The organism is Streptomyces sp. NPDC085931, from assembly GCF_044540565.1.
Lineage (GTDB): Bacteria > Actinomycetota > Actinomycetes > Streptomycetales > Streptomycetaceae > Streptomyces.
The window spans coordinates 508,335-519,566 of the sequence record NZ_JBITSK010000006.1; the positions used below are offsets into that span (position 1 = coordinate 508,335).

Sequence of the window (11,232 nt, forward strand, 5' to 3'; positions counted from 1 at the left end):
GTCACTTTCCTCCGGTCCTGATACGGGACGACACCGTGCGCCGTGCCCTGCCGAGCACACGCCGTGCCCGCCGCGCCAGCCGCAGCGCCACTCCGGGCCGCGGCACCTCCACGACCCGCAGCCGCCCGTCGGAGGCGCGCAGCGCGAACGGCAGACCGGTGAAGCGCGCCTGCTCGCCGCCCGGGGTGGGGCAGAGCGCCACGCGCCACACCCCGTGGGAGAGGTCCTCGACGGACAGGTCCGCCTCCAGCACCGAGCCCGCGCCGTCCGGGGCGGGGGAGAGGACGCCGGCCGCGTCGAAGAACCGGCTGGCGGAGACGAGGCGCAGCCGCACCTCCGTCTGCGCCGGGACGTGCAGCGGAAGAGGCACCTGGAAGCGACGGCCGGAGACGGTGACGTCCGTGCGCCGCACCCGGCCCAGCCCCAGCCGCTTGCCGCGGGTGCCGAACTCCAGGGAGAGGTTGCCGTGCGGCTGCGTCCAGTAGGGCAGGGCCGTGCGGTCGCCGACGACACCGGCGCCCGGCGCGGGCCGGTCCTCGCGGGGCGCGGGGCCCAGCCGGCACTCCTTGGTCCAGCCGCCCAGCTTGACCCGGACCAGCGCGTCCCAGACGCCGCCGGCCGGCAGGGCGGCGGGGTCGACGGTGGCGGTCCCCCGCAGCACCAGCCGCACCTGCCCGCCGTCCCCGGCGGGCACGGTCTCGCGGGTGAACTCGACCGGCTGGAAGTACTGCGCGGCGCTGGACCGCTCCCGCAGCAGCAGATCGGCCGTGGCCTGCCCGAAGCGCGCGGCGGTCTCCGAGGTCACCCACCGCACCGCCTCGGTCACGTCCTTCGGGACGTCGGTCAGCGGCGCCGCCTCGGCGTCGGCGGGGAACACCATCGGCTCGCCCGCGGACACGTACTCGGCCGTGAAGCCGATCCGGAGGGAGCCGTCCCGCCACTCGATGTCCCCGGGCGCCGCCTTGGGTGCGACAGCCGCCTCCCACTCGGCGAACGCCACCACGTCGTCGTAGCGGTCGGCGGCCGTCAGCGCGGCGACGACCTGCTGCGTCGGCTGCAGACCGGCCGCCACTCCGGGCCCGAACCGCTCGACCACGACCTGGTGGATCTCGGCGAACAGCTCCCTGCGGTAGTCGTCCGGCAGCCTCAGGAACCGCCGGGCCCGCAGTCGCTCCACCATCTCCACGCGCAGCCAGCGGCGGAACAGCCGGTCGCGCACCGGACCCGGCTCGGTGTACCGCTCGACGACGTCGAGGGCCTCGCGCAGGTTCTTGAAGTAGCCGACGGGGTCGAAGCGCTCGAAGCCGGCGTTGGAACTGTCGTCGCGCCGCAGGTGGTAGTAGCAGACGTAGTCGCTGAGCACGGAGACGTTCTCCGCGCGCAGATACGCCTCCGCGATGAAGACGTGGTCCTCCAGGCGCCGCCGGCCCTCGGGGAAGCGCAGCCCGATGCGGTCGAGGAAGGCCCGCCGGATCATCTTGTGCGGGGTGAGGCTGTCGATGAGCGGGGCGTTCTCGACGGTGGCGCGCGGGTGGTTGCGGCGGAACAGCTCCACCGGCACCCCGCGGCCCTTGCCGGCCATCTTGCCCACGATCACGTCGGCGCCGTTGGCGACGCCGTAGTCGTACATCCGCTCCAGGGCCTCGTCGCCCAGGTAGTCGTCGTTGTCGACGAACATCACGAACTCGCCCCGGGAGGCCTCGATGCCGACGTTGCGGGGCTTGCCCGACCAGCCGGAGTTCTCCTGGTGGATGACCTTCATCCGGGGGTCCTCGGCGGCGAGCGCGTCGAGCCGGGCCGGAGTCCCGTCGGTCGAGCCGTCGTCGACGAAGATCACCTCGAACTCGTCGGGAGGCAGCGACTGCCGCTGCAGCGAGGAGATGCAGTCCTCGATGTAGATCCCCGGGTTGTAGACGGGGACGATGACGCTGACCTTGACCGGCATCGGGTTTCCGGGCCCCTTCGGGTCGCTTGCCGTAGACGTCCTGTTGTACTGGGTGTTGCCCGATGCTAACCCGCCCGGCGAGGCCCCCTCACCTTTCGAGACCTCGCCGTGATCATCCCGCCCTCGGGCAACTGAGCTGCGACGTCTGTCTGTTCGCGGTCAAGTCGGATGCCGGGCGGCACCTCTACAGTGAGGAGGTGCGACTGCTCCTGATGTCCGACACCCATCTGCCCAAGCGGGCCAAGAGCCTGCCCGCGCCCCTGCTGGACGAACTTCCGCAGGCCGACGTCGTCTTCCACGCCGGGGACTGGGTGGACACGGACACCCTCGATCTGCTGGAGGCCCGCTGCCGCCGGCTCGTCGCCGTGTACGGCAACAACGACGGGCCGGGGCTGCGGGCCCGGCTGCCGGAGGTGGCGTACGCGGAGCTGGGCGGGCTGCGCTTCGGGGTGATCCACGAGACGGGCCCCGCGCAGGGCCGGGAGAAGCGCTGCGCCGCCCGCTTCCCCGACCTCGACGTACTGGTCTTCGGCCACAGCCACATCCCCTGGGACACCACGGCCCCCACCGGTCTGCGCCTGCTCAACCCGGGTTCGCCGACGGACCGCCGCCGCCAGCCGCACTGCACCTACATGACCGCCTCGGTCGCCGGCGGGATCCTCACGGACGTGGAACTGCACCGGCTGCCGCCCCGCGCATCACGCTGAGCGGCCTGTCCGGGCGGGGCGGCGGCCGGGCGCGGATCAGCCCGCCGGGTCGAGGAGGATCTTGCGGACGCCGTCGGAGCGGCCGGCGAAGAGGTCGTACGCGGCCGGGCCCTCGGAGAGGGCGAGGCGGTGGGAGACCACGGCCTCGGGCCTGATCCGCCCGGCGCGGGTGAGGGCGAGCAGGGGAGGCAGCTCGTAGTGCACGGAGCACAGGCCGATGGCGAACTCCAGTTCCTTGACCTGGGCCAGGTACATGTGGAACGGGAAGGCCTTGTTCTGGCTGACCCCGATGGCGCTGACCCGGCCGGCCTGCCGGACGGCCTTGAGGGCGAGTTGGATGGTGGCGTCGGAACCCACCGCCTCCACCACGGCGTCCGGCCCACGGCCGGCGGTCATGTCCCGGATCGCCGCCCGCGCGTCGTCACCCTCGACCGGCTCGACGCCCAGGCCGGCGGCGAAGGCGCGGCGCTCCGCGACCAGGTCCACGCCCAGGACCCGGGCCGCGCCCATCGCGAACGCGCACTGGGCGGCCATCAGACCGACCGGGCCGAGACCGACGACCAGGACGGTCTCGCCGGGCCGGATGCGGGCACGGCGGCAGCCGTACCAGGCGGTGGGAGCGTTGTCCGTCAGGACGACGGCGGCGTCGTCGGAGATGTCCTCGGGCAAGGGCACCAGATTGACGTCGGCGCACGGCACGGCCAGGAGCTGGGCCTGGCTGCCCGGGAGTTTCGGGCTCACTCCGTAGCAGAGGTCCGTGCCCGACTCGGCGTGCTCGCAGCGGGCGGTGAACCCGGCCGCACACTGCGAGCACCGCGCACAGCCGACCGATGCGGGCACCAGTACCCGGTCGCCGGGCTTGACCCGGGTGACCTGGCCGCCGGTGTCGAGGACCACGCCGACGCACTCGTGCCCCGGGGTGTAGCCCAGCTCCGGGCTGAACCCGTGGCCGTCGTAGATGTGCAGGTCGCTGCCGCAGATGCCGGCCGCGGTCACCCGTACCACCGCGTCGCCGGGCCCGGTGACGACCGGGTCGGGGACCTCCCCGTAGCGGATGTCGTGACGGCCGTGGTAGGTCAGTGCCTTCATCGGATCCCTCCCTCGGTTTCCGTCAGTCCGCGATCTTCAGCACCAGCTTGCCGCGGTTCTCCCCGCGGAACAGGCGCATCAGGGTGCCGGGGAAGTCCGCGACCGTACCGGACACCACGTCCTCCAGGGACTTCAGCCGGCCCTCGGCCCGCCACGCGGCCATCCGCGCGATGCCCTCCGCGTACCGGTCGGCGTAGTCGAACACCACCATGCCGGTCATGGAGGCGCGGTTCACCAGCAAGGACAGGTAGTTGGCGGGACCCTGCGGCTCGGTGCTGTTGTACTGGGAGATCGCGCCGCAGACGACCACGCGGGCGCCGCGCGCCAGCCGCAGCAGCACAGCGTCCAGCACGGCGCCGCCGACGTTGTCGAAGTACACGTCGACGCCGTCGGGGGCGTGCTCGCGCAGCGCCTTGCGCACGTCCTCGTGCTGGTAGTCGATCGCGGCGTCGAACCCGAACTCCTCCACCACCATGCGGCACTTGGCCTCGCCGCCCGCGATGCCGACGACCCGGCAGCCGAGGATCTTGGCGATCTGCCCGACGACGCTGCCGACGGCCCCGGCCGCCCCGGAGACCACGACGGTCTGCCCCGGCTCGGGACGCCCGACCTCGAGCAGACCGAAGTAGGCCGTCAGGCCCGGCATGCCGAGCGTGCCGAGCCAGGTCGGCAGGGGGGCCGCCGCCGGGTCGACCTTGGTCACACCGCGCCCGTCCGACACGCAGTACTCCTGCACCCCGAACGTGCCCGACACATGGTCGCCGACCGCGAACCCGGAGTGCCGGGAGGCGACCACCCGGCCCACCGCGCCGGCCCGCATCACCTCGCCGATCTCCACCGGGCGGATGTAGGACCTGCCCGCGTTCATCCAGCCGCGCATGGCGGGGTCGATCGACAGGTACAGCACCTGAACCAGGAACTCCCCGTCACCCGGCTGCCCGGCCGGCTCCTCGACCTGCCGCCAGTCGGTGGGACGCGGCTCACCCACCGGACGTGCGGCCAGGCGTATCTGACGGTTGACCATGCTCATGTGCGGCCACTCTCCTCGACGACATACCGCCCAGTCGGTACGGCCGTGAGCGTACGGGGCCCGCCCGTGCGTAGGCAAGGGGCGGCGCGACCGTGCGAACCCGGCGTGGCGCCGCCCGGTCCTCGTGCGTACGGCGGCTGCCCATCCCCCCGCTGTACGCGGCCGGCCGGCGCAGCGCCTCCGTCAGCAGCGGCACGTCGGACTCGGGGGCGGGGGTGAGGACGCAGATCACGCGCCAGCCGCTCCTCTCCGTCGCGCACCCCGACGGGTACCCCCGCGGGTGGTAATTCCGTTGTGTCCCGTGGCGCCGGTCTGCTGCACTGCCCGGGTCAGCCACGTCACCGAGTCCCGAGGAGATCCCGATGCGCCGCACTGCGTGCATGTCCCCCCTGTCAGCAACGGCTCGCTCCTCGAAGGACATGACGCTTCGTGCACCTGCTCAACCTCGGGATTCTCGCCCATGTCGACGCCGGTAAGACCAGCCTGACCGAGCGGCTGCTCCATGCGGCCGGGGTGATCGACGAGATCGGCCGCGTCGACGACGGGAACACCCGCACCGACACCCTCGCGCTGGAGCGGCAGCGCGGCATCACCATCAAGTCCGCCGTGGTCTCGTTCCCGCTCGACGGCGTGACCGTCAACCTGATCGACACCCCCGGCCACCCGGACTTCATCGCCGAGGTGGAGCGCGTCCTCGGCGTGCTGGACGGCGCCGTCCTCGTGGTCTCCGCCGTCGAGGGCGTACAGGCACAGACGCGGGTGCTGATGCGGACGCTGCGGCGGCTGCGCATCCCGACGCTGCTGTTCGTCAACAAGATCGACCGCGGCGGCGCACGCGACGAGGAGGTCCTGCGGGAGATCGCGGACCGCCTGACCCCCGGGATCGTCCCCATGGGTACCGTCACCGGCCTCGGCACCCGTGCGGCACGCTTCGTCCCTGGCCCCGGACCCGGCGCGGCCGCCGCCCTCGACGTGCTGACCGAGCACGACGACGCCCTGCTGGCCGCGTACCTCGACGACCGGGTCACCGGTCCGCTGCTGCGCGCTTCGCTGGTCGCTGCGACCCGGGAGACGCTGGTCCACCCGGTCTACTTCGGCTCCGCCGCCACCGGTGCCGGTGTGGAAGCGCTGCTGGCCGGCGTCGAGGAACTGCTCCCGGTGGCCGACGGGGACCCGGACGGGCCGGTGTCCGGCACGGTGTTCAAGGTCGAGCGGGGCCCGGCGGGGGAGAAGATCGCCTACGCCCGGATGTTCTCCGGCACCCTGCACGTGCGCGACCGGATCCCCTTCGGCATCGGCGGCGCCGAGGGCCGGGTCACCGCGATCAGCGTCTTCGGCCACGGCACCGACACCCGCGCCGACGCCGTCGCCGCCGGCCGGATCGCCCGGCTGTGGGGGCTCGGCGACATCAGGATCGGCGACGCCCTCGGCGAACCCCGCACGGCCTACGAGCACGTCTTCGCCCCGCCCACCCTGGAGACGGTCGTCGTCCCGGGCCCGCACACGCACCGGGGGGCGCTCCACCTGGCCCTCACCCAACTCGCCGAGCAGGACCCGCTGATCGGCCTGCGCCACGACGAGCGACGCCGGGAGACCTCTGTCTCCCTCTACGGCGAGGTGCAGAAGGAGGTCGTGCAGGCCACCCTCGCCGACGAGTACGGCCTCGACGTCACCTTCCGCGAGACCACCCCGCTCTGCGTCGAACGACTCGTGGGCCCCGGGCACGCCGTCGAGTTCAACCAGAAGGATCCGAACCCGTTCCTCGCGACGGTCGGGCTGCGCGTCGAGCCCGCACCGCCCGGCTCGGGCGTGGCCTTCCGGCTGGAGGTGGAGCTCGGCTCCATGCCGTACGCCTTCTTCAAGGCCGTCGAGGACACCGTGCGCGAGACCCTCGACCAGGGCCTGCACGGCTGGCCGGTCCCGGACTGCACGGTGACCATGACGCACAGCGGCTACTCGCCCCGGCAGAGCCACGCCCACCAGGGGTTCGACAAGAGCATGTCGAGCACCGGCGCCGACTTCCGCGGCGTGACCCCGCTGGTGCTGGTCGAGGCGCTGCGGCGGGCCGGGACCCGGGTGCACGAGCCACTGCACCGCTTCCGTGTCGAGGCCCCGGCCGACACCCTGGGTGCCCTGCTGCCGGCCCTGGCCGGCCTCGGGGCGGTGCCGGAGGCCACGCACCACCAGAGCGGCCTCTGCGTCCTGGAGGGCACCGTGCCGGCGGCCCGGGTGCACGCTCTGGAACAGCGGCTGCCGGGGCTCACCCGGGGCGAGGGCGAACTGGAGAGTTCCTTCGCGCACTACGCCCCGGTCGGGCACGGCCCCGTCCCCGAGCGTCCGCGCACCGACCTCAACCCGCTGGACAGGAAGGAGTACCTGCTGAACGTGACGCGACGGGTCAGCGGCTGAGGCGCGTCCGGCGAGCCGGAACACACCCCGGAGTCAACGGTGTTGACGGTGTCCGGACAGCGCCGGACCGTGGTGGGCCCGGCACCGACCGAACTGCATCTGCCGGCGAGTTTTCCGGCTGCGTCCATCACGGCCGTCTCCGACCCGGCCACCGTCAACGCCCCGTCCGCGTTCACGGCGACGGCACCGCTCGGAGCCGGCGGCCCGGGAGGCGCAGGAGGTCAATTACTGGACGGACTCGTCCAGTCGGCGGCCACCCGACCGAGCCGGACGCGTTGCGGATGGTCGCCGACCGGTACGGACACGACCTTCCTGCCGGTGGCGAAGTCGATGGCCGTGACCTGGTCGGTGCCGCTCTCGGAGACCACGCAGGCCTTGCCGTCACCGCTGACCGTGGCCCAGTAGGGCTTGGCGGCGGTGACGAGCGGGCCCTCCTGGAGGGTGGCGCGGTCGACGACCGTGGCGTAGTCGTCCATGGTCCCGGCCACGCACAGCTTCCTGCCGTCCGGGCTCATGGACAGGCCGTGGTGGCGCGAGTCGTTGACGAAGGTGGTGCGGTCGTCGCTGGTCGCCGGGTTCTTCGGCAGGGTCTTCGTGCGGGTGATCCGGTCGGTGGCCAGGTCGTACTCGAAGAAGCCGTTGAAGAACGAGACCTGGAAGTACAGCTTCGACTCGTCCGGTGAGAACACGGCGGGGCGCACCGCGTCGGAGTAGTCCTTCAGGCCGATCGCGTCCAGGCGCGACCGCATGTCGATGACCTTGACCTGCTGGTACGTGGTCGCGTCGATGACGGTGATGCGGCGGTCGCCCTTCGTCCAGTCCAGCCAGGGCGCGTCGGTCTGTGTGTTCACCTCGCCGATCGACATGTTGTAGAGGTACTTGCCGTCCTTGGTGAAGATGTTCTCGTGCGGCTTGTCGCCGGTGGAGGCCTTGCCGAGCTGTCTGCCGGTCTCGATGTCCAGCACGTGCACGGCGTTGCCGGTGGAGGCCGACACCGCGACCCGCTTGCCGTCGGGGGAGACCGCCATGTGGTCGGCGCGGAAACCGGACACCGGGAAGCGCCAGTTGAGCCGCCCGGACGCCAGGTCGATGGAGACCACGTCGGCGAAGCTGGGCCGCGACACGACCACCGACGTCCCGTCCGGTGTGGAGTACATGTCGTCCACGAACTGGTCGTGTCCCTCGCCGACGCTGTTGCGGATCGTCATGAAGGCGATCCATCTGATCGGATCGGCGTTGATCTCCGCCATCCGCTCGTCCTTGTCGGGAACGACGTTGATCCGGCCGATCTTCGCGAAGTCGCCGGTGGACTTCAGGACGTCGGCGGTGCCCTCCCAGTTGTTGCCCACGAACAGCACCTCGCGCAGCGCGGCGGAGGAACCCGGCTCCGTCGCGGCGGCGGTCGCGGGCAGGGCGGTGGTCAGGGCGAGGGCGGCGGTCAGGGAGCACAGGTGCCGTCGTCGGAAGACGGACATGGCTGATCCCTCCTCTGCGGTGGGGTGAGGAATCTGAACACACGTGCTTTCAGAGTGAACTTACTGAAAAGTAAGGAAGGGGCGGCCTTCTCCACAAGACCGCGTACACGACAAAATTCGGTGTGTCGAACGAGGGGAGGGCACCCGAAGAGGGGAGAGCCGGTGCCGGGCAGACTCAGAGCGCCGACCGGCCGCTACGGCGGCAAGACCGCCGAGGAGCGGCAGGCCGAGCGGCGCCGGCGGTTCCTCGACGCCGCGCTCGACCTGTTCGGCGGCGCCCCCGGCTTCCGCGCCACCACCGTCGCGGCGCTCAGCGAGGCGGCCGGGCTGTCGACCCGTCAGTTCTACGAGGAGTTCCGCACCCTGGAGGACGTGCTCGCCGCGCTGCACCTGGAGGTCAACGGCTGGGCCGAGGCGGCGGTGCTGCGGGCGGCCGCCGAGGCGGCGGATCTGCCGCTGGCCGAGCGCGTCACGGCGATCTTCCGCGCCTATGCGGGGAACCTGGCCGCCGATCCGCGCCGGATCCGCATCACCTTCGTCGAGATCATCGGCGTCAGCCCGCGCCTGGAGGAGCAGCGGCTGGCCCGGCGCGCCGGCTGGGTCGACCTGATCTGCGCCGAGGCCGGGGCGGCCGCCGCGCGCGGGGAGGCCGCCCCGCGCGACTACCGCCTCGCGGCCACCGGCTTCATCGGCAGCGTCAACGGCCTGCTGCACGACTGGAGCGCCGGCTGGGTGGACGCGACCCTGGACGAGGTCGTCGACGAACTGGTCCGCCAACTGCTCGGCATCCTGCGGCCACCGGGATGGAGCCCGCGCGGCTGAGCCGGACCCCGCGGGGCGCGCACCCCGCCCGCCGGCGCCCCTGGAAGGCCCACCGGTGGTCGCCGGTCGACACGCCCCGGGTCGGCGGCGAGGGTTGCCGGCCGTGCCCGGACCGCTGACTTCGCCTGCCTTCCCGATCGGCGGGTCCGTCGACTCCGGCAACGACCGCGCTTGCCCGGGCCACCGGTCCGGCAGCCGCTGCGACGGTGTCGTGCCGCGATGGAGAAGGGCTGCGCCGTCGGCCACGGACAGGACGGCCACGCCGGCCTCGTCGAGGTGCTGCGCCCCGCGCCGGAGGGCTGGGCCGCTAGACGGCCGCGAGCACCACGAGATCCACCGCCACGACCAGCGCGAGCGCCAGCAGCACGCCGGCCAGCAGCCGTGCCCGCAGCCCCCGGTAGAGCGCCTCGTACTCGCCGCGCAACTCCTCCCCGCGGCGCGCCGTGCGTTCCCAGGAGGCCCGGGCGAGGGCGAGGTGCTCCTCAGCGAACCGCCGCTCCACCTCCGCCCGTTGCGCCGCCGGCAGCCAGTCCAGGCCGGCGGCGAAGCGGGCGGCGGCGCACCGGGCCTCCTCGTGCGCCGCGGCGGCGAGCAGATGCCCCTCGACCTCGTTGTGGAACGCCCGCAGATCCACCGGCGGTTCACCCGTCGCGGTCATCGCAGCGTCAGCTCCCGCTCCGCCGCCGCGACGCGCGCGTGGTGCAGGTCGAACGCCGGGGACTCGCTGCGGATCCTGGGCAGGACGACGAAGTTGTGCCGCGGCGGCGGGCAGGAGGTGGCCCACTCCAGGGAACGCCCGTAACCCCACGGGTCGTCGGCGGTGACCCGCTCGCCGTACTTGGCCGTCTTCCACACGTTGTAGAAGAACGGCAGCAGCGACATCCCGAGCAGGAACGAGAAGACGCTCGACACCGTGTTGAGGGTGGTCAGGCCCTCCGCCGCCAGATAGTCGGGGATCCGCCGCTGCATGCCCTCGGCGCCCAGCCAGTGCTGCACCAGGAACGTGCCGTGGAAGCCGGTGAACAGCGTCCAGAAGGTGATCTTGCCCAGGCGCTCGTCCAGCATCTTGCCGGTGAACTTCGGCCACCAGAAGTGGAAGCCGGAGAACATCGCGAACACCACGGTGCCGAAGATCACGTAGTGGAAGTGGGCCACCACGAAGTACGAGTCGGAGACATGGAAATCGAGGGGCGGCGAGGCCAGCAGCACGCCCGTCAGGCCACCGAACACGAACGTGATCAGGAAGCCGGTGGCCCAGAGCATCGGTGTCTCGAAGGACAGCGAGCCCTTCCACATGGTGCCGATCCAGTTGAAGAACTTCACACCGGTCGGGACGGCGATGAGGAACGTCATGAAGGAGAAGAAGGGCAGCAGCACACCGCCGGTGACGTACATGTGGTGCGCCCACACCGTCACGGACAGGCCCGCGATCGCGATGGTCGCGCCGATCAGACCCGTGTAGCCGAACATCGGCTTGCGGGAGAAGACCGGGATGACCTCACTGATGATGCCGAAGAACGGCAACGCGATGATGTACACCTCTGGATGGCCGAAGAACCAGAACAGGTGCTGCCACAGCAGTGCGCCGCCGTTGGCGGAGTCGAAGACGTGGGCGCCGAACTTGCGGTCCGCCTCCAGCGCGAACAGGGCCGCGGCCAGGACCGGGAAGGCCAGCAGGACCAGCACACCGGTCAGCAGCACGTTCCAGGTGAAGATCGGCATGCGGAACATCGTCATGCCGGGCGCGCGCATGCA

At 71.9% G+C, this 11,232-nt stretch carries 9 protein-coding genes and 1 pseudogene; 3 read left to right on the top strand and 7 right to left on the bottom strand.

Annotated elements, in window-relative coordinates; translation table 11 throughout:
- Position 1 precedes the first annotated feature (1 nt).
- Positions 2-1,945 carry a glycosyltransferase family 2 protein gene (locus ACIGAN_RS15680; protein ID WP_399857875.1) on the bottom strand — a complete coding sequence of 648 codons (1,944 nt, stop codon included), beginning with the start codon at positions 1,943-1,945 and terminating at the stop codon, positions 2-4.
- Between the two features lie 197 nt (positions 1,946-2,142).
- Between ACIGAN_RS15680 and ACIGAN_RS15685 the strand changes: the two genes are divergently transcribed.
- Complete coding sequence (locus tag ACIGAN_RS15685) at positions 2,143-2,652, top strand: metallophosphoesterase family protein (protein ID WP_365743264.1); 510 nt, start codon at positions 2,143-2,145, stop codon at positions 2,650-2,652.
- 36 nt (positions 2,653-2,688) lie between these two features.
- On the opposite strand, the gene ACIGAN_RS15690 is transcribed toward ACIGAN_RS15685, so the two are convergent.
- The 3 genes and pseudogenes from ACIGAN_RS15690 to ACIGAN_RS15700 all read right to left on the bottom strand — a co-directional run.
- Complete coding sequence (locus ACIGAN_RS15690) at positions 2,689-3,741, bottom strand: alcohol dehydrogenase catalytic domain-containing protein (RefSeq protein ID WP_399857878.1); 1,053 nt, start codon at positions 3,739-3,741, stop codon at positions 2,689-2,691.
- 22 nt (positions 3,742-3,763) lie between these two features.
- Positions 3,764-4,771, bottom strand: a complete 1,008-nt coding sequence (locus ACIGAN_RS15695) for an NADP-dependent oxidoreductase (RefSeq protein WP_365743280.1) — start codon at positions 4,769-4,771, stop codon at positions 3,764-3,766.
- 112 nt (positions 4,772-4,883) lie between these two features.
- Positions 4,884-5,006: pseudogene (locus tag ACIGAN_RS15700) on the bottom strand (XshC-Cox1 family protein); the annotation flags it as partial.
- A 194-nt stretch (positions 5,007-5,200) separates the two neighbouring features.
- On the opposite strand from ACIGAN_RS15700, the gene ACIGAN_RS15705 reads away from it, so the two are divergent.
- Complete coding sequence (locus ACIGAN_RS15705; RefSeq protein ID WP_399857881.1) at positions 5,201-7,180, top strand: GTP-binding protein; 1,980 nt, start codon at positions 5,201-5,203, stop codon at positions 7,178-7,180.
- Between the two features lie 221 nt (positions 7,181-7,401).
- Here ACIGAN_RS15705 and ACIGAN_RS15710 read toward each other — a convergent pair whose 3' ends face one another.
- Positions 7,402-8,655 carry a YncE family protein gene (locus ACIGAN_RS15710; protein ID WP_399857884.1) on the bottom strand — a complete coding sequence of 418 codons (1,254 nt, stop codon included), beginning with the start codon at positions 8,653-8,655 and terminating at the stop codon, positions 7,402-7,404.
- 162 nt (positions 8,656-8,817) lie between these two features.
- Between ACIGAN_RS15710 and ACIGAN_RS15715 the strand changes: the two genes are divergently transcribed.
- Positions 8,818-9,477 carry a TetR/AcrR family transcriptional regulator gene (locus ACIGAN_RS15715; protein ID WP_399857886.1) on the top strand — a complete coding sequence of 220 codons (660 nt, stop codon included), beginning with the start codon at positions 8,818-8,820 and terminating at the stop codon, positions 9,475-9,477.
- 307 nt (positions 9,478-9,784) lie between these two features.
- Here the strand turns inward: ACIGAN_RS15715 and ACIGAN_RS15720 are convergent, their stop codons facing one another.
- Positions 9,785-10,135: a hypothetical protein gene (locus tag ACIGAN_RS15720; protein WP_399857889.1), complete on the bottom strand. Its 351-nt coding sequence runs from the start codon at positions 10,133-10,135 to the stop codon at positions 9,785-9,787.
- Positions 10,132-11,232, bottom strand: a 1,101-nt coding sequence (locus ACIGAN_RS15725) for a cbb3-type cytochrome c oxidase subunit I (RefSeq protein WP_399857892.1), incomplete at its 5' end; no start/stop codon positions are given. The genes ACIGAN_RS15725 and ACIGAN_RS15720, both read right to left, overlap by 4 nt.